Origin of the sequence: Chryseobacterium sp. GM_Chr_2 (assembly GCF_026540445.1) — a bacterium.
Lineage (GTDB): Bacteria > Bacteroidota > Bacteroidia > Flavobacteriales > Weeksellaceae > Chryseobacterium.
In genome coordinates this window covers 276,669-294,246 of the sequence record NZ_JALNUD010000005.1, presented here as the reverse complement: position 1 = coordinate 294,246, position 17,578 = coordinate 276,669, and the positions used below count along the sequence as shown (strand labels likewise).

The window sequence follows — 17,578 nt, the reverse complement described above, 5'->3', positions numbered from 1 at the left end:
AAACAACCTCTCTCTTCAATTTAAGCCGAAACTTTTATGGTGTGGGTCAGAGAAAAACCTCCGCTGACACTTCCCGAAATACTGGACATTTCGTTGGAGGTTCCATCACTGAACACGTTATCATTCGCATTGTAAGTATATCCGCTCATGCCTTTGTAGCCTGTACTGGCTCCTACGAGCACTACCGCGCTGTCACTGCCTTCGGGAAATGCAATCTGAGTCACCAAAAGCGAGTGTCCGGAAGAACTGTAGACATGAACGTGAATATGCGTAGCTCTGCCATTATACCAACCCGGAAAAATAGAGGTAAAAGCTACCTGCCCGTTAGCGTCCGTTGTTTGTCTTCCTCTCAGGAAATGAACTGTTGTATAATTCGCCGACTGCATTCCCGTTCCGCCATATTCAGAATAATTTCCATCTTTATCACAATGCCAGATATCTACTAAGGCACCTTGTAAATTGGCACAGCTTGCATTCACATTCTGAATGGTAAGGGTAATGGTTAACGGAACTCCCGTTCTGTCACTCACAATATTGGTTTGAACCAAACTGGAAGGTACTTTTGTAGGAAATGGGCCTTCTGTTTCAGAATTCGTCACAGAACATCCTGTGGAAGACGAGCCTGAACCTGACGAGCTGCCGGATGTTGAATCTAAAACATCATCATCACTTCCGCAACGGATTAAAAGAGGAGCAGCAACAGCAGTTACGCCTGCTAATCCAAGAGTTTTTAAAAATCCTTTTCTTGTTACTGTTTTCATAATACGGGGTTTTTAGAGTTACTATTTTAAAAGACAATTAGGATAGCTCTCGCCTATTTTTTTGTTTTTCAAATTTTATACTTCAAATGTATTTTCAAAAAACGTCCCCGTGAAATTTATGAGGTAAACTTATAAAATGTGTCGGTAAATGATTGTTTTTTAAGAGTTGTTAAGAATATGATCAGGAAGAAATATGTGACCTAGGAAATAAAAACGTTAAGAAAATAAATTTTTATGAGCGTTAAAAAAATTCTACTATTTGAGCGTGACAACAATGCTGAAAATAAAACAAAATTTTGAATTCGCGCGAGTTTTAGAATTTTTAGAGAATAAAATTTATTTTTAGTTTTTATTTCCAGTCTTGAATTTTTGATTCTTTTGTCTTGAAACAAAAGAATAGAAGTTATTTATTCACAATCCTCATCACCTCATCCTTATAAGTTTCCCCAATCGGAATGATAAAATCTCCGATATGAATATTGCGGTTAACAATGGTTTTGATATTCTGAACCGGAACAATATAAGAACGGTGAACGCGGGTAAAATCTTTTTCAGAAAGCTTTTCCAGAATATTTTTCATCGAAGAACGCGCAATGATTTTCGAATGATCTTTTAAATGAATCTGAATATAATCATCCAGACTTTCAATCAGCAGAATATCATCAAAATTGATCTTATGAAGCTTATAATCTGCACGAATTGAAAGATGTTTTACCTCATCAGTTTCATTATTGGTTTTTACTTTTTCCACTGCGGCTTTAAATCTTTCAAAAGAAAATGGCTTCAATAAATAATCCACGGCATTCAGGCTGAAAGCATCAACAGCATACTCAGAATAAGCCGTTGTGAAAATAACTTTGGTATTTTGGGAGATATTTTTGTAGAAATCCATTCCGTTTTTGGATGGCATTTCGATATCTAAAAAGATGAGGTCAACAGGAAATTTGTTTAAATATTTTTGGGCATCACTTTGGGTATTGAAGATCTTTTCAAGAGAAAGATTTTCAATTTTTCCTGCATAATTCTCAATAATTTTGAGTGCGAGAATTTCATCGTCCAAAGCAATGGCTTTTATCATATTTTTTAGATTAAATTAATTTTTAAATCCACTTCAAAAGTAGCTCCGTTGTTGTTCATTTCCAGAGTATGTTTGTCCGGATAGGTTTGCTGTAAATGTTCTATCGTATTTTTTAGACCAACTTTCAGACTGTTTTCGTCAGCTACTTTTTTATTCACAATATTATTGAAAACATTGAAGCTCAGAATATCTTCTTGAACAATTACTTTTACTGCAATTTTTGAGTTTTCTTCGGCATTAAAACCATATTTGAAGGCATTTTCAATAAAATTCACCAAAATAAAAGGGGCAATTTTCAGTCCTTTCATTTCTCCGATTTCGGTATAAGAAAAATCTAAACTGCTGTCTGTTCTTACCAATTGAAGCGCAATATAATCCTTTAAATATTCGATTTCTTTATCTAATTCAACGAAATCTTTACTGCTTTCCTGAACCACATACCGCATTACATTCGAGAGCTTTAAAATTCCATTCGGAGCATCATCTGATTTCAACAATGCCAAAGAATAAATGGAATTTAAAATATTAAACAAAAAGTGCGGTTGAAGTTGATATTTTAAATTTAACAGTTCGGCTTTTGCTTTCGATTTTTCCAGTTCTTTTTTCTCATTATTTCTGAAAATAAAAAGTGAAGAAAGGAAAGAAAAAAGAAAGGGCAATACAGAGGAAAAGATCATCTGTCGATAAGAACCTTCATTTCTCGGTCCGAAATTTTCATGAGGAGCTCTGTCCATTGAAGGAGGAGGAAAATCTCCATTGGGATAATGCATTGGGGGTGGCCCCAGTTCCATTTGAGAGGGCTGTCCGGAGAAAATATTTTCTGAAGCCAGATAATAAGGCAGAAAAATCATCATTCCAAAACAGATTAAAATACAAACGGTGAAGGCTAAATATTTTTTCTGATTGTAAAGCTTTGGTAGAAAAATATTCAGATTGACATAAAAGAAGATAATCACCATTACAAAACGAATAAATTCCCGCTGAAATGGCGAAACTCTGAAAACAGATAACGTACCGTCAAAATCCGGAGACGAAACGATCGGAATTGTTAACAGTAATGGAATCAGTATAATATGTGGCCATATTTTCTTCACTAACTAATATTTTTATTCAAATATAAATAAAATACGAAGGACATTATCATATGAAAGACACTTCAATAAATAAAATGACCACTTTAAACCTCCTGCTTCAACCATCCATCTTCCAGCGATTGCATTTAAACGATATGGATCAAGCTTCCGCGTTCTTCATCTTTCACAATTTCCAGTGCAACAGGAATTTTTTCTTTCAGCTCTTCCACATGCGAAATAATTCCTACAATTCTGTTTTCTTTTTGAAGTGCATTCAATGTTTCAAATACAATATTTACAGATTCAAGATCCTGGGTCCCAAAGCCTTCGTCAATGAAAAAAAAGTTTTTATCTGATTGGGCATTAGCTTGGACACTTTCTGCCAAAGCAAGCGCTAGACTCAAAGAAACCTGAAAAGATTGCCCACCAGACAAGGTTTTTACACTTCTGCTGCGACCTTCATTCAGGTAATCGATAATTTCAAAATCATTATTTTCATTCAGTTGCAAACTGAGTTGATTTCGCGTCATTCTATGGAATCGGATATTGGCATGATCGCAAAGCTGTCGCAGATAAATTGATGAAACATATTGTACAAAACCGGCAGCTTTAAAAAGATTGGTCATTACTTTTAGATTTTCAGAACGCTTTTGAAGTTGAGATAATTCTTTCAGTAAATCTTCTTTTTTGCGGTATTCTTGTTCAAGTCTTTCGATTTCCGATGATAATTTTACAACCAGATCATTAATTTGCTTTAAATGATTTTCTGCATCATTAAATTCATTTTCTTTGGCCGCAAACTGTTCATGATCAAAAGAAAAATCTTTTAGTTTTTCTTCTAATTCATGAATTCCGTTCTTTAATGTTTCAAAATCGATTTTGAATTTTTGGATCCAATTTCTCCTTTCTTCAACATTTATTTTTTGATGCAGAATCGTTTCGATTTCAGAAAAACTATTAAAATTGTTTTGACTTAATGAAGCGTTGATTAATTCCGTATTCGACAAAATTTCCAGCTTTAATTCTGAAATCTGTTTTTCCAACTGATTCAAAATGGCTTTTTCTTCTGCCAGTTTTGGAGAAATTTGTTTTTCTTTCTGAACTAATTCATGATAATTTTTCTCTGTCTCAGTATTGGATTTTGACAGTGTGTGATAAATATTTTCAATTTCTTCTGTTGTTTTATCAGAATAATTTTCCCAATTCAGTATTTTTAAATTAGAACGGTTGCTATTAATTTGCTCCTCTTTTTTAGCTTCCTGAATTTTAAACGTTTCAAGTGCCTTTTGGTATTTTTCTAAATTTTCAATTTCTTTAGCTAAGGTTTCCCTTTCCTTGAAAATAGTTTGATTCAATTGCTCAATTTGCTTTTCGGCCTCGAGAGAAGAGCTACGTTTTGCCTCAAATTCAGCTTCTTTTTCATAGCTGAATTCAGTCCAGATAAATTGTTTTAGATGATTTTCAATATGATGTTGAATGTCTGAAATAATTTCCTGTTCAGCTTTTAATTGATTTTCAAAAATTCCTTTTCTTTCCAGAATTTTATCAATCTCATTTTCCTTTTTTTGTAGGTTGATTAATTCTTTATCTACAGATTGAACTTTTTCCTCAAATTCTTTCAATTCTGAATGTACATCATGAAATTCCACAATATTCGGATGTTCAGAAGATCCACAAAGCGGACAAGCTTCACCGTTATGAAGTTCACTCGAGAATTTTGCTAACTCTTGCTGAATTTTTAAATGATCCAGTTTTTGTAAAAATTCTTTCTTTTGAATCTCAAGGTTTTCCTTTTTCTGTTGAAAGTTTTCTTTGAAATTTTCAGGAAATGCTTTTAATTCATCTGAAATTTGCTGAATCTGTAATTCCTGTTTTTTTATTTTTTCAGATTGATCTTCTTGCGATTTTTTTAAATTCTTTTGTTGAATAAACCAGTTTCCAACCTGTAAAAGAAGATTGGAATCAAGTTTCTTTGGCTTTAAAGTTTCGGCTTCCTTGGAAAGAAGATCGATATTGTGCTGAATATTTTTTCTTTTTTCTTCAACTTCCTGAACTTCCTTTGAACCTTTTTGAGTTCTTTCCTTAAGTTTTTTAATTTCATCGGAATAATTGAGAATCTGCACAATTAAATTCAGGTCGTTTTCCTGTATTTTAGATTGCTCCAATGCCTCAAACTTCGGCTGAATAGCGGTAAGCTGTTCTTTTATGAAATGAAATTGAGCTTCGGTTTTCTTAACAGTGGTATTTTGTTTTTCAGCATCAGATCGCTTTGCCGAAATTTCTTTTGAAAGTTTATCTTTTTCAGCCAATAGAGGATTGAAAATTCTGGAAACTCGGTCGTAAATATCAGTTTGGGTTTCTAAAATATCAATTTCCGCTTTTTGCGCAGAAAGGTTGCTGAAGTTTTCTTTTTTCTGTTTTAAATTTTCAAAATCTGTTTTTAGATTTTTAAGCTGTTGAAAGCTCGCCGAAATTTTTTGGAAATTATCTTTTGCTTCTGAAAACTTGTGTTGTTCCGTTTTTAAAGTTTCTTTTTGCGCAGAAATCTGTTCCTCGGTAATTTCTTCAAAACCTTTTAACTGCCCATCCAGCTGATCGAGTTCAGATCTGTTTTTAACATTCAGAGAAGCTACATTATTCTGAAGATCAAAACGCTGAAGGTTGAAGATTTCCTTCATCATCGTCGTTCTTTCCGTCGCGCCAAGTTCTAAAAATTCTTTAAACTGACCTTGCGGAATAATGATGGTTCGTTTGAAATTAGCATAATTCAGTCCGATAATTTGCTCGGCATTCGAATGCTCCAAAGGAATCCATTTCCCCTCAATCTGCTGATAAAAAGTAACCGAACTTGGTTTTACATCGTCAAATTTTTTAGAATTACGTCGAAAATCTCTTGTCGCACGGAACAGTTTGTTTTCAAAATTCAAAAAATCAAACTCAATATAGGAAGTGTGCGATTTTAAATTCATCATATTATACGCTCTTTTATCACGCATATTCAGACGTTCTGTTTCGCCATAAAGGGCAAAAGAAATGGCTTCAAGAATAGATGATTTTCCGGAACCTACGGAACCAAAAATACCGAACAAACCAGCATCGGTAAGATTTTTAAAATCAATGATCTGTCTTTCCTGATAAGAGTAAAGTCCTTCGATAGTGAGCTGAACAGGGATCATGGCTTAGGCATTTAAAATTTCGTTAAACAAATTCATTAAGTCTTCATTGGCTTCCTGGCCGCCGTTTTTAGATTTAAAATAATCCTGAAACAGAGTTTCTATATTTTGGTTTAAATTGATCTCATGAATCGAATTTTCAGCAAATTCCTGATTTTTAATTTTAGGAATCAGATAGACAATTCCGTTATGCGACTGATATAATAGTTTTCTTTCGTCAGCCGTCAGAAATGTGGTGCTTTCTAATGTTAATTCAACAAAAGTATGAGGATTTTCTGTGAGCCAGTTAACCGCGTTTTCTACGGAATCAAATGTTTTTCGTACTAAACTTTTTCCGCTTTCTAACTGTATTTTTTCAAAAGAAACGTTTTTTCCGCTTTCTGCATTAATGATAGAAATATATTTTTTTTGTCCGGCTTCACTAAAACTGTAACAAAGTGGCGAAGATGAATAGATAACAGGTTTTTCAACAGTTCCGATATTTTGAAATCCGTGCAAATGTCCCAATGCGGTATACTGAATCTGATGCGGAATGATGTCTGAAAAAATAAGATCTGCATTGCCTATTTTAATGGGCTTTTCACCTTCAGGCTCTTCAATAATTTCGTTTCCTTTTTTGTTCATATATAAATGAGCCGTGAGAATATTGATTCCGTTTTCATCACAGAATTCATCGGCAAGGTATTTCCAGTTTTCTGCTAAAACGTTGTTGATTTCCTCTTCTTTATTTTCTCCAAAATATTCTTTTAAACGAATTTCATTCGCGTAAGGCGTGTGAAGAATACGAATAGGAGTTTCTGAATTTTTTAATACTAATTCTATAAAACCTTCTTCCGATTTTGAAATCGTAAAATATTCGGTTTCAAAAGGATTGATCTTCGCTTTGGGATGACCAATAAGAATAATGCCGCACTCACGCGCCAAAGGATCGGGAGCATTGATGAGATTGGGAGAATCATGATTTCCAGCGATCGCAATTACGGGACGTTTTCCGTTTAATGATAAACGTTTCAGGGTTTTATAAAATAATTCTACCGCTTCCACACTCGGATTGAAATTGTCAAAAAGATCTCCAGCAATCAAAACAATGTCTACATTTTGTTCATCAGCAATTTGAACAATTTCATCCATAATAGAAACCTGTTCTTCAAGTCTTGAAAAACGGTCGAGGCGTTTCCCTAAATGCCAGTCGGCGGTATGTAGAATTTTCATATTGTATCGTTCTCTTCTCTTGCTTTAAAATCTTCGCGAATCTGTTTTAAACGTGCTTTTCTTTCTGCTTCCGCATTTTGTTGCTTCCGTTTTTTCTGATCGATCTTCTTTTTATTTTTTTGCCTGTTGGCTTCGTTATTTTTGCTCATATCAATGTATTCCCAAAAGTAATTTTATATGAATAGATGATCAAAAATACTAAAGATTAAGGGGGAAAGCAATTTTTCAATCTAAGGTTGATGAAATATTTTATAATGAGTCATCAAACCTCACAGGTTTTTAAAACCTGTGAGGTTTAGTCATAATCACATGGATAAAGCGTAGTCATTCTTTGATTAACAGGATCTTTTCTTCCAGCGAGTTTGTTTATAACCTGCATACTTTTTACAAAGTTTCATACAAGGTTGTTTGTAATGAAATACAACTGCATTTGATTTGTTTCAAGGTTGTTTGTGACTTCCTGCGTTTGCATTTTGTCTGTTTCACCATTGTTTGTAATCAACTGCAATTGTATTTGGTTTGTTTTACTATTGTTTGTAATCAAATGCAATTTTAAATCATAAAACCAAGCTAGTTTCTGGAATCTGTTTGCGGATCAGTTACAAAATTTGGGGATTATCCAAAAAGTTTGTCATCCCCGTAGGAATCTAAGCATAGTATTAGAAAATAAAAATCAAGCAATTGTTAATTTTCTTCTTTAACGCTATTGATCGCTAAGGCTTTGTGTCTCATTATGCCTATTTTCGGTCGCAAGGGCGTTCTACTCAGCAAATGATAGCAGTATTTAACTGTTTTAACTATAAAAATTCAAAATCTTACACTTTGAACACAAAGCCCACAGAGTTTTATGATTATGATATGTTTTTAAGTTTCACAAAACGAAGTTTCGCCGATTCAGATTAAATCAATTTTATAATTGAGGCAATGCCGTTTCACTTATAAAAGACAATAATAAAGCTTATCTATTTTCTCCCCAAGTTTTGAGACTGAGCCCTGTTTGCTTTAGAAATGAAATCAATATCTTTACAGCATTATGGAACAGCAATCAAAAGATCCGCTTCACGGAAAAAGACTGGACGCCATTCTTGAGGAATTGGTAGATTATTACAATGGTTTTGAAAAGTTGGGCGAGCAGATTAATATCAAATGTTTTACAGATAATCCCAGTATCAGTTCTTCACTGAAGTTTTTGAGAAAAACAGATTGGGCGAGGACAAAGGTGGAAAGTTTATATCTTTTTGTACTAAGACAGAAAAAAAGAGACGAAAGAAAAGGGTAGAAGTAATATGGAGGGAATTCTTGTTTCAACCCAATTACTCGATCAATGATTTCAAAAGCAGTATATTTGTACAATTAATCGTGAACTGAAACTCACGACAAAAAATTAAAATATGACAATCGAAAACAATCATGTTGTAGCTGTAAAGTACATCCTTCACACGATAGAAGAAGATGGAACAAAGGTTTTAGTAGAAGAAACAACAGCAGAAAATCCATTAACATTCTTATACGGTGTGGGAATGATGATTCCTAAGTTTGAACAAAATATCCTTGGTTTGAAAGCAGGTGATAAGGCAGATTTTGTAATTCAGCCAGAAGAAGCTTACGGTGAAAAGCAAGAAGATGCTATCGCTCAGTTGCCAATCGATATGTTCGCAGAATCTGGAATTCCGCCAGTAGGAGCTATCTTGCCTTTGTCTGACAATCAAGGAAATAATTTCCAGGCATTTGTAGTAGAAGTTACTCCTGAAGCAGTGGTTGCAGATCTTAATCACCCAATGGCTGGTAAAGTGTTGGATTTCCAGGTGGAAGTTTTAAATACTCGTCCTGCGACTGAAGAGGAGTTGTCTCACGGTCACGCGCACGGAATCGACGGAAACGAAGCTCACTAAGAGTTTTCTAAAAAAATATGAATGTCCGGCAGAAATGCTGGACATTTTTTTGTTTGAATTACTATAAAATATCATACAATCAATTTTATCGAAGATAAAATCCTTGCGCCTTAAACCATAATGGCTATAAAAAACTTAGTGCCTTTGCGATGACCAACCAGAGGATTTATATTTAATCTAAAAACTCACCACTCACATAAAACCAACGATTTTGGATCATTTTGAATGTTGATAACTCATGATGAACCTGCTTCTGACCATCCTGATCAGTATAAAAAGCTTTAAATTCCACTTTATTCATAGATGGTTTATCCACAATTTCAAGTTTCGTCCATTCATTGATTTCTCCCCATTCCTGCAAATCCTTTTTATTGTGATATTTTCTTTTGGACGGAGAGGTGGTTTCCATTAAATATCCTCCATTCGGAATGGCAAACGCCGAAAACCTCGAACGCATTAATGCTTCTGCTGTAGGTGCATTTTTTTCTCCGGTGTGATAAGGTTGGCAACATTCTTCGTAAGATTTTCCTGAACAGCAGGGACAATTCATTTTTCTAAATTTTATTTAAACGCAAATTTACATTAATATTTTTCTCTCTCAGATTTTACAGATGACGCAGATTTAATATTATCATGGAGAATTAAAATACAAACATCTGCGAAATCTGCGAGATAGTTAGTAGCGCGATCCGTGAAAAACATTAGAGCCATTAGTGTTTAGAAAAAATCAAAAAAAGCATCCAAAATTGAATGCTTTTAAAAATTTATTTAATAAAACCTCTGTTTCTCAATAAAGGCTTGATATCCGGATCGTGTCCTGTAAAATCTCTGAATGCCTGATTCAGATCCACAGAATTTCCTACCGAAAGAATATATTTTCTGAACCGATCTCCGTTTTCTCTCGTCAGTCCGCCGTTCTTAGAAATCCATTCCCAAGCGTCGTTATCCAAAGTTTCAGACCACAAATAGGCGTAATATCCTGCAGAATAACCACCGCCCCAGATGTGTGCAAAATATGGTGTGTGATATCTTGGAGGAACGGTTGCCAAAGTAAATCCGTGTTTTGTTAAAGATTGTTTTTCGAAATCTAAGACAGGAATTAATTGACTTTCATTCGTTACTGTATGCCAATCCATATCCAGTTCGGCAGCAGAAACCAATTCGGTAGTCATATATCCTTGATTGAAGGTTGCTGCTTTTTTAATTTTATCAACCAAAGCCTGTGGAATTGGCTGTTTTGTTTCGTAATGTAACGCGTAATTTTTCAAAACAATAGGATCTAAAGCCCAATGTTCATTGATTTGTGAAGGGAATTCCACGAAATCTCTTGGTACATTCGTTCCTGAAAGTGAAGGATATTTTTGGCTGGCGAACATTCCGTGAATAGAGTGACCAAATTCATGGAAGATTGTTGTTACATCATCATAACTAATTAAAGAAGGTTTTCCAGGAGCTGGCTTCTGATAATTGTAGCAGTTGACAATGACAGGTTTTGTTCCTAGCAAATAAGATTGTTCAACGAAGTTACTCATCCATGCACCACCATTTTTAGAATCTCTCGTGTAGAAGTCTAAGTAATAGATTGCGATAGATTTCCCGTCGTGATCGAAAACTTCGTACGTTACCACATCTGGATGATAAACTGGAAGATCTGTTCTTTTTTTGAAAGTCAATCCATAAAATTTTTCAGCTGCGAAGAAAACACCTTTTTCCAAAACCGTTGTAATTTCAAAATAAGGCTTGATTTGATTTTCATCTAAATCGAATTTCGCTTTTCTTACTTGTTCAGCGTAAAAATTCCAGTCCCAAGGTTCAACTTTGAAACCTCCTTTTTGTTGATCGATCAAATCCTGAATATCTTTTGCTTCACGTCTTGCAGTTTCTACGGCAGGAGTTGCAATTTGATTCATTAAGTTGGTTGCCGCTTCAGGATTTTTTGCCATCTGATCCTGCAATTTCCATTCTGCGAAACTTTTCTTACCTAAAACCTGAGCTTTTTTAAGTCTAAGTTTAGCTAATTTTTCAATCGTTTCTCTCGTGTCGTTTCCGTCACCTTTTTCAGCTCTCAACCAAGAAGCTTTGAACAGTTTTTCTCTGGTTGCTCTGTTTTTAAGGTTTTGTAAAAGAGGCTGTTGCGTGGTATTTTGTAAAGCCAATAAATATTGACCAGGTTTTCCTGCATTTTTAGCATCAGAAGCTGCCGCTGCGATTTCATCAGCTGAAAGTCCGTCTAATTCTTTAGCATCATTAAAGAAAACTCCGCCTTGCTTTCTCGCTTCCAATAATTTGTTGGAATATTGAGTCGAAAGTGAAGCCAATTCCTGATTGATTTGCTTTAATTTTTCCTTATCAGCAGAAGAAAGATTGGCTCCTGCTATTTCAAAATTTTGCTTATAATATTGTAATAACCTTTTGCTTTCAGAATCTAAACCATTTTCAGAAATAGCTTTAATTCTTTTATAAAGATTTTCATTCAGATACATTTTATCAGAATGAGCCGCGAAAATCGGAGCGTATTCTTCATCTAAAGCCTGCAGAGTAGGGTTTGTGTTGGCACTTGTAAGGTTTGAAAATACAATCGTTGCTCTTTTCAGAATTTCCCCGCTTTGTTCTAAGGCTACAATCGTATTTTCGAAAGTCGGAGCTTCAGGATTGTTGGCAATTTTCAGGATTTCAGCATCGTGTTGTTGTAATCCGAAATCAAAAGCAGGTTTAAAATGTTCGTTTTTAATTTTATCAAACTCCGGAGCTTCGTACTGAAGCTTGCTTTTCTTCATGAAAGGGTTTGAAGCTAATGAAGCAGGAATTGTGATTTCCTGTTGTGTATCGGTTTTTTTCATTGTAGTACAAGAGTAATTAAATGCTAATGCAGAAATTAATAATACCGATGTAATATTTTTCATAAATTAGTTGTTAATAAAGTATAAAGATAACTAAAACTTAATTCATAAAACCATTTAACATGAAATCTACACCGCTTTTTATATTCTCAGCCTTCCTTTTACTGTCTTCGTGTAACGAAAAACATGAACGAAGATCCCACGAAAATGATAAAAATACATGGGTTGAAAAGGTTGTCAGTAAAGATAATGGACCATTAAAACAGAAGGAAATAAGCGGCGATTTTGATGAAATTGAGGTTTCTCAAGCCATTAATGCCGAAATTATAAAATCTGAAACCGAAAGAGTAGTAATCTCCGCGCCTGAAAGTATCATTAATGAAGTTTTGGTGGATATTGACGGAAAAGAACTTCATATTCATTACAAACCGGGAATTCGGGTAATGAACAATAATAAGGTAACTGCGAAGATTTATACGAGAGATTTCACAAAGTTGAAAGCAAATTCCGCAGCAAGTATCAATGTAAAAGATAAGTTCACTCAGGAAAAAACGAATATTGATATTTCGAGTGCTGCAAGTATTTCCGGAGATCTGGAAGCTAACGATTTTGAAATTTCAGTAAGCAGCAGCAGTAGTTATTCTGGAAAAATTTGGGCAGTTGACCTTGATTTGGATGCTTCTTCTGCAGCAAGTGTGGATATTTCCGGCAAGGCTAAAAATGCAGAAATTTCTTCTTCGTCAGGAAGTAGCGTGAATGCCAAAGACGTGATTGCAGATAATGTAAAAGCTGAATCTTCAAGCGGATCAAGCATTGAGATTAGCGCACTTTCCAAAGTTGATGCAGATGCGTCGTCGGGAGGAAGTGTGAATGTTTATAAAAAAGGAAATGTTTCTACAGTCAATAAAAGAGAAAGCAGCGGAGGAAGTGTAAATATTCAATAGAAATTGATACATTATAGAATAAGTTTCGGCGGCCGAAGGCCACCGAAACTATTTATTTCAAACTAAAACTAGAAACTTTTCGACCATTTAGCGGCTGAATTGATCTGTTATTGCTTTTAGGAAGGTGTTTTGCGATATCTTCAATTTCATCTTCGGTCATTTCAATAGGATTTTTAAATACAATCCATGTCACGTTATCCGAACAAGGAGGAGTGGTAAGCGAACCAGCATAAGTGAAATAACTCTTATTTTTAGGATACATTTTTTCAGGGTTGAAAATAATGTCTGTATCTTCTTTTTTCTCTTTTGCTAAAGTTTTAAATACTTTCAGCTTTTCAAAGTAAGAATTCTCTTTGCCTTCTTTTACCATCACACCAAGCACAAGAACCGAACCGTCCAAAGCTTTATGAACAAAGTGTAATTCTAAAGGATATCTGATACCATCAATTTTATGTTCTGATTCTTCATGGGCATGAAACTGCATCAGGAAATATTTCTTATTGTCGTAAGTCACAAAATTTCCATCTTTAAAATCGAATTGTAGCGTATGTCCGTTGTCATTAATATCTTTAATATCACTTTTATCATAGTTGAATCCGATGTTTTTAATTCCTTTTCCGGGAACCACTTTTGAAGTTACAATATTAATAGGAGACTGGCTTTTGCTTTGTCCGCATTTTTCATTTCCTGTCATTTCTCCCCAGTGCTCAGGAGATTCATTTCCCTCATAGCCCCAATGTTGCTGAGCATTTACAAAACCTAAAGAAAGTAAGCTGATTGATAAGATTATTTTTTTCATTATAGATGTTTATTTTAATTATAAAGATACTTGATATTGTAATAAAACTGCATTTTTTGTTGTGATTTTATCGCCTGCATTATTGTAAACAGGGTGATTTTGATAAGAAACTGTTACTTTTGAGTTTTGTCCTGAAAGTAGCCACGTTACTCCCATATCCCAAAAATTAACCGACTGATTCAGCCTTTCAAAATCTGAATGTTGAAGCGATGCATAAGGCATTAAGGTAGTTTTTCCGATGAGGTTATCCTTTAATTTATATCCGGCTTGTACGTAATATGTTGTTCCTGTTCCGTACATGGGAAAAGCGACTCCGCCACCATTTAAAATATCAGGATTATTTTCTCCGTTAATAGGATTCATCGTTCCGGCATTTCTGATGTAATTTTTTCCGAAATCAGAATGAGTGATGTTTCCATATAAGCTAATCGCTCTACCGTCCTTTCCAAGCGGGGCGTCATAGAAAACGTCTGCTGCTAAATGAAACATATTGCTTTGTATGGTATCTTTCGCTTCATTGGTTCTCCACATTGCATTTTTTTGATAAATAAGTCCGGCTCCCACATTGAAAACAGACTTTTTACCTAAATAAGATCCTGATAAATAAGGGGTTTGGTTAGATTCCTGATCTTTAAACTGATATTGAACATACCCATTATACTGCATTTTTGGAGGTAAGGCAGAAAAACTCGCATTAGAAGTAATTGCAGGATTATAACCTGCCATTTTTTTGATAGACATTGGCTGAGCCATTTGCACACGATAATCGAACTTTCCTAATTTACCTTTTGCAAAAACGGATAATTTTCTCAAGAACTGATCTGTCACATCATTCGTCATTTGCTGATACAATGGTGCGTCAATTCCTAATTGTGAACCAACTGCGGGAGAAGCAAAACGAGACAATCCGCTCCATCCGGATAATCCCATCCCTAATGATAATTTTGTTTTGTCGATCGCGTATTCACCATAGGCATCATGAACGAAAAAACCTTGCTTTCGGTCTGACAACGTGTTTAAATTATTCAATCCAAATTGAGTATACATAAAAACACGGTCTGTGATTTGACCAAAGACCTGAATATTAGTTCTTCGTATTCCGATGTCTGTGCCGCTGTTTTTTAATGTTCCATCGAAAGTAGATCCCGGATTGTATTGTGCCGAACGTATCCAGGCTTGTGTTAAAAATGTGAATTTTAAAAAGTTACTTCCATCTTCGTTCAATGGGATTTTTCTGTCTTTCAGAAAGCTGGAAGTTTGTGCATTGATGTTTTGTGCCCCAAAGAATGCCAGGCAGGAATAAAAAATTGTTTTTAAATTTTTCATTTTTGTGTTTATTGTTAAAATTGTTTTTAAAATTTGTGTAAATGGATCTTGATCTTCACTTTTCAGAAAAAGATTTCGAGAATGATTAGATAAAATCATTAAAAATGGTAAAATGAGAAGTTTTTAGCAGTCAGATCGCCACTCACAAAATAGATCGTACAAGCAAAGAGAATTACTAAATTCTGTACGATAAAAAATGGAATTAGAACTATTTTGAGAAAAATAATTCGTTTTTATTTTTAACGAAAATAGGATAGGAGAAGTAAAATATTCAAAACCCTCATCACCCTTTTCAGAATCTGAAAACTGAGAATTCAGTTCATATTTTTCAAAATTATAAGTATTGTTTTCAGAATCTTTTTTTTGAAATGTTTTTACATTACCATTATTTTTTTCATAATGGATGATGTTTGAAGTCATAAATGCCAGAAATAAAACCAGCAGCAGACTATTGCAATATTTAAAAGAATTTGAGAACATTTGTGTAATGCAAAAATAATCGCGAAAAATGAGATTCTGTTAAAAAAGCAATAGATTTATTATATTAAAAAACGTATTCGATTATTGATTTTTATTAAATTTTAAATAATTATGAATTAATTTTCGTTATTTTCTTCTTCTGTTGGAAAATCATCTACAATTCCGGTGTCGAAACTTAAATTATCATAAGCTAATAATTCTTCTTCACGTTGAAGAATTTCTTTTGTTGTAAATAACCTGATTTCGTCTTCGTCATGTTTCGCTTTTGCCAATCTTCGGATAGATGCTTTATCAATCGTCATAAATCTTTGTCCTAAACGTCTGGCTGCATATTTTCGCATTCCGGTTTCATGAAGAACGTCAACCGCCATGTCTACGGCAGTTCCCAGAGTTTCACGATAAATATTGTTGATTCCATTATTGAGGTAATCATACGCATCAATTCTGTTTTTAGCTCTTACAAAAATTTTCACTTTTGGATAATGCTCACGAACTAAATCTGCAATAAATTTGTTATCAGCAGGATCATCCAGGCAAAGAACTAATATTTCGGCATCTTCAATTCCAGCGGCACGCAGAATAGGAATTCTGGTAGCATCGCCATAATATACTTTAAAACCATAACTTCTTAACAGTTTTACACGGTCAGAATCTCTGTCCAAAACGGTAGCCGAGATTTTATTTGCCTTGAGCAAACGTCCGACCGTACTTCCAAAATGCCCGAACCCCACAATAATAATTTTCTTTTGCGAAACATCATTATCTAAAATATTGAAATCATTATCCTTTTCAGTAACTTCTTTAATGAATTTTGGAGTAATCAGTTTGTCATTAATAATTAATAAAAATGGGGTAATGCACATGGTAATCGCGATAACGGCCATCATTTGAGCATTTAATTCTGAACTTAAAAGATATAGGCTGGAAGCATAATTTATCAATACAAAAGCAAATTCTCCCACCTGAGAAAGCGCAAACGCATAAAATAAACTTTGAGGGGTGTCTATCCTGAAAAATTTTCCGATCGCAAATAGAACAATAAATTTGATTGTCAATACCGCGAATACCGTACTGAAAATAAATAAAGGATCTTTCGCAATGACATTAAAATTCATCGTTGAGCCTACGCTTACGAAGAATACGGCTAATAATAATCCTTTAAACGGATCAATCTGTGCCTCGAGTTCATGACGAAATTCGCTGTTCGCCAGCATCACGCCTGCAAGGAAAGCTCCTAACGCAGGAGAAAGTCCGATGGAAACCATTAATTCTGAAACACCAATCACCAGAAATAGAGAAGATGCGGTTAAAAGTTCTGTCATTCCTGATTTTGATACATATCGTAAAAAAGGAACAAAAACATATCTACCCAGTAATATTAAAATTACAACTCCGAAAATTACGGTGGTTGCCTGTAACCATTCGGGAAGGGTTTGTATTAAAACCTGAATATTATTATCGTTGTGTCTCGCTTTATAATTCGCAATAATCGGAAGAATAGCAAGGATAGGGATCACTGCAATATCCTGAAATAAAAGTGTTGAAAAAGAGGCTTCGCCGGCAAGTGTCTTTAAATTATTTTTCTCTTGTAGAGTCTGCAAAACAATGGCGGTGGAAGATAGGGCAAAGCACATGGCAACGGCAACCGCTTTGTCGATTCGCCAACCCGCCCACATAAAAACGGCAAAAAGTAATGAAATGGTTAATAACATCTGCGTTAACCCCAACCCGATTATTTTCTTCCGCATTTCCCAGAATTTACGGGGCTCCAGCTCTAATCCGACTAAGAATAAAAGCATGATGACTCCAAATTCGCTGGCGTGCATAATATCGTTCACGTCTTTTCCCGTTAATCGCAGAACGTAAGGCCCAATGATAATTCCTCCGGCAATATATCCGATTACGGAACTTAGCCCGAATTTCCTAGCCAGCGGAACCATAATAATGGCTACGCCCAGAAAAATCAGAGTGTTCATTGCTAAAGTAGATTCCATAATTTT

General features: G+C 34.7%; 14 protein-coding genes. 3 read left to right on the top strand and 11 right to left on the bottom strand.

What is annotated here, in order from left to right:
• Positions 1 to 20: 20 nt before the first annotated feature.
• From OXQ85_RS10715 to OXQ85_RS10690, 6 genes are all read right to left on the bottom strand, one after another.
• Complete coding sequence (locus tag OXQ85_RS10715) at positions 21 to 761, bottom strand: intradiol ring-cleavage dioxygenase (RefSeq protein WP_267404342.1); 741 nt, start codon at positions 759 to 761, stop codon at positions 21 to 23.
• Between the two features lie 403 nt (positions 762 to 1,164).
• Positions 1,165 to 1,839 carry a LytTR family DNA-binding domain-containing protein gene (locus OXQ85_RS10710; RefSeq protein WP_267404340.1) on the bottom strand — a complete coding sequence of 225 codons (675 nt, stop codon included), beginning with the start codon at positions 1,837 to 1,839 and terminating at the stop codon, positions 1,165 to 1,167.
• 5 nt (positions 1,840 to 1,844) lie between these two features.
• Entirely contained in the window at positions 1,845 to 2,933 is a 1,089-nt protein-coding gene (locus OXQ85_RS20710) for a sensor histidine kinase (RefSeq protein WP_267404338.1), read from the bottom strand.
• Positions 2,934 to 3,058: 125 nt separating this feature from the next.
• Entirely contained in the window at positions 3,059 to 6,088 is a 3,030-nt protein-coding gene (locus tag OXQ85_RS10700) for an SbcC/MukB-like Walker B domain-containing protein (RefSeq protein WP_267404336.1), read from the bottom strand.
• 3 nt (positions 6,089 to 6,091) lie between these two features.
• Positions 6,092 to 7,297 (bottom strand): exonuclease SbcCD subunit D, encoded by a 1,206-nt coding sequence (locus OXQ85_RS10695; RefSeq protein WP_267404334.1) that lies wholly within the window; start codon positions 7,295 to 7,297, stop codon positions 6,092 to 6,094.
• Positions 7,294 to 7,446 (bottom strand): hypothetical protein, encoded by a 153-nt coding sequence (locus tag OXQ85_RS10690; RefSeq protein ID WP_267404332.1) that lies wholly within the window; start codon positions 7,444 to 7,446, stop codon positions 7,294 to 7,296. Before OXQ85_RS10690 ends, OXQ85_RS10695 begins: the two co-directional genes overlap by 4 nt.
• An 884-nt stretch (positions 7,447 to 8,330) precedes the next feature.
• On the opposite strand from OXQ85_RS10690, the gene OXQ85_RS10685 reads away from it, so the two are divergent.
• Both OXQ85_RS10685 and OXQ85_RS10680 read left to right on the top strand, forming a co-directional pair.
• The gene (locus OXQ85_RS10685) at positions 8,331 to 8,576 is read left to right on the top strand and encodes a VF530 family protein (protein ID WP_267404330.1); all 246 of its coding nucleotides are present in this window, start codon (positions 8,331 to 8,333) and stop codon (positions 8,574 to 8,576) included.
• Between the two features lie 112 nt (positions 8,577 to 8,688).
• Positions 8,689 to 9,189 carry a peptidylprolyl isomerase gene (locus OXQ85_RS10680; RefSeq protein ID WP_267404328.1) on the top strand — a complete coding sequence of 167 codons (501 nt, stop codon included), beginning with the start codon at positions 8,689 to 8,691 and terminating at the stop codon, positions 9,187 to 9,189.
• A 172-nt stretch (positions 9,190 to 9,361) separates the two neighbouring features.
• On the opposite strand, the gene OXQ85_RS10675 is transcribed toward OXQ85_RS10680, so the two are convergent.
• Positions 9,362 to 9,739, bottom strand: a complete 378-nt coding sequence (locus OXQ85_RS10675) for a YchJ family protein (RefSeq protein ID WP_267404326.1) — start codon at positions 9,737 to 9,739, stop codon at positions 9,362 to 9,364.
• 214 nt (positions 9,740 to 9,953) lie between these two features.
• A complete protein-coding gene (locus OXQ85_RS10670; protein ID WP_267404324.1) occupies positions 9,954 to 12,092 on the bottom strand; it encodes a M3 family metallopeptidase in 2,139 nt (712 codons plus the stop codon).
• Between the two features lie 59 nt (positions 12,093 to 12,151).
• Here OXQ85_RS10670 and OXQ85_RS10665 point away from each other — a divergent pair, with 59 nt between their 5' ends.
• Positions 12,152 to 12,973, top strand: coding sequence for a DUF2807 domain-containing protein (locus OXQ85_RS10665; protein WP_267404322.1), 822 nt, complete (start codon positions 12,152 to 12,154; stop codon positions 12,971 to 12,973).
• A gap of 52 nt (positions 12,974 to 13,025) precedes the next feature.
• Here the strand turns inward: OXQ85_RS10665 and OXQ85_RS10660 are convergent, their stop codons facing one another.
• From OXQ85_RS10660 to OXQ85_RS10650, 3 genes are all read right to left on the bottom strand, one after another.
• Complete coding sequence (locus OXQ85_RS10660) at positions 13,026 to 13,772, bottom strand: carbonic anhydrase family protein (protein ID WP_267404320.1); 747 nt, start codon at positions 13,770 to 13,772, stop codon at positions 13,026 to 13,028.
• A gap of 18 nt (positions 13,773 to 13,790) precedes the next feature.
• Complete coding sequence (locus OXQ85_RS10655; RefSeq protein ID WP_267404318.1) at positions 13,791 to 15,098, bottom strand: hypothetical protein; 1,308 nt, start codon at positions 15,096 to 15,098, stop codon at positions 13,791 to 13,793.
• 596 nt (positions 15,099 to 15,694) lie between these two features.
• Entirely contained in the window at positions 15,695 to 17,572 is a 1,878-nt protein-coding gene (locus tag OXQ85_RS10650) for a monovalent cation:proton antiporter-2 (CPA2) family protein (RefSeq protein WP_267404316.1), read from the bottom strand.
• Positions 17,573 to 17,578 lie beyond the last annotated feature (6 nt).

Bases quoted from the DNA above. Each gene is read 5' to 3' on its own strand.
- OXQ85_RS10670 (WP_267404324.1), bottom strand. From the start codon at position 12,092: ATGAAAAATATTACATCGGTATTATTAATTTCTGCATTAGCATTTAAT.
- OXQ85_RS10650 (WP_267404316.1), bottom strand. From the start codon at position 17,572: ATGGAATCTACTTTAGCAATGAACACTCTGATTTTTCTGGGCGTAGCC.
- OXQ85_RS10660 (WP_267404320.1), bottom strand. From the start codon at position 13,772: ATGAAAAAAATAATCTTATCAATCAGCTTACTTTCTTTAGGTTTTGTA.
- OXQ85_RS10665 (WP_267404322.1), top strand. From the start codon at position 12,152: ATGAAATCTACACCGCTTTTTATATTCTCAGCCTTCCTTTTACTGTCT.
- OXQ85_RS10695 (WP_267404334.1), bottom strand. From the start codon at position 7,297: ATGAAAATTCTACATACCGCCGACTGGCATTTAGGGAAACGCCTCGAC.
- OXQ85_RS10710 (WP_267404340.1), bottom strand. From the start codon at position 1,839: ATGATAAAAGCCATTGCTTTGGACGATGAAATTCTCGCACTCAAAATT.
- OXQ85_RS10690 (WP_267404332.1), bottom strand. From the start codon at position 7,446: ATGAGCAAAAATAACGAAGCCAACAGGCAAAAAAATAAAAAGAAGATC.
- OXQ85_RS10675 (WP_267404326.1), bottom strand. From the start codon at position 9,739: ATGAATTGTCCCTGCTGTTCAGGAAAATCTTACGAAGAATGTTGCCAA.
- OXQ85_RS10680 (WP_267404328.1), top strand. From the start codon at position 8,689: ATGACAATCGAAAACAATCATGTTGTAGCTGTAAAGTACATCCTTCAC.
- OXQ85_RS10685 (WP_267404330.1), top strand. From the start codon at position 8,331: ATGGAACAGCAATCAAAAGATCCGCTTCACGGAAAAAGACTGGACGCC.
- OXQ85_RS10700 (WP_267404336.1), bottom strand. From the start codon at position 6,088: ATGATCCCTGTTCAGCTCACTATCGAAGGACTTTACTCTTATCAGGAA.
- OXQ85_RS10715 (WP_267404342.1), bottom strand. From the start codon at position 761: ATGAAAACAGTAACAAGAAAAGGATTTTTAAAAACTCTTGGATTAGCA.
- OXQ85_RS10655 (WP_267404318.1), bottom strand. From the start codon at position 15,098: ATGAAAAATTTAAAAACAATTTTTTATTCCTGCCTGGCATTCTTTGGG.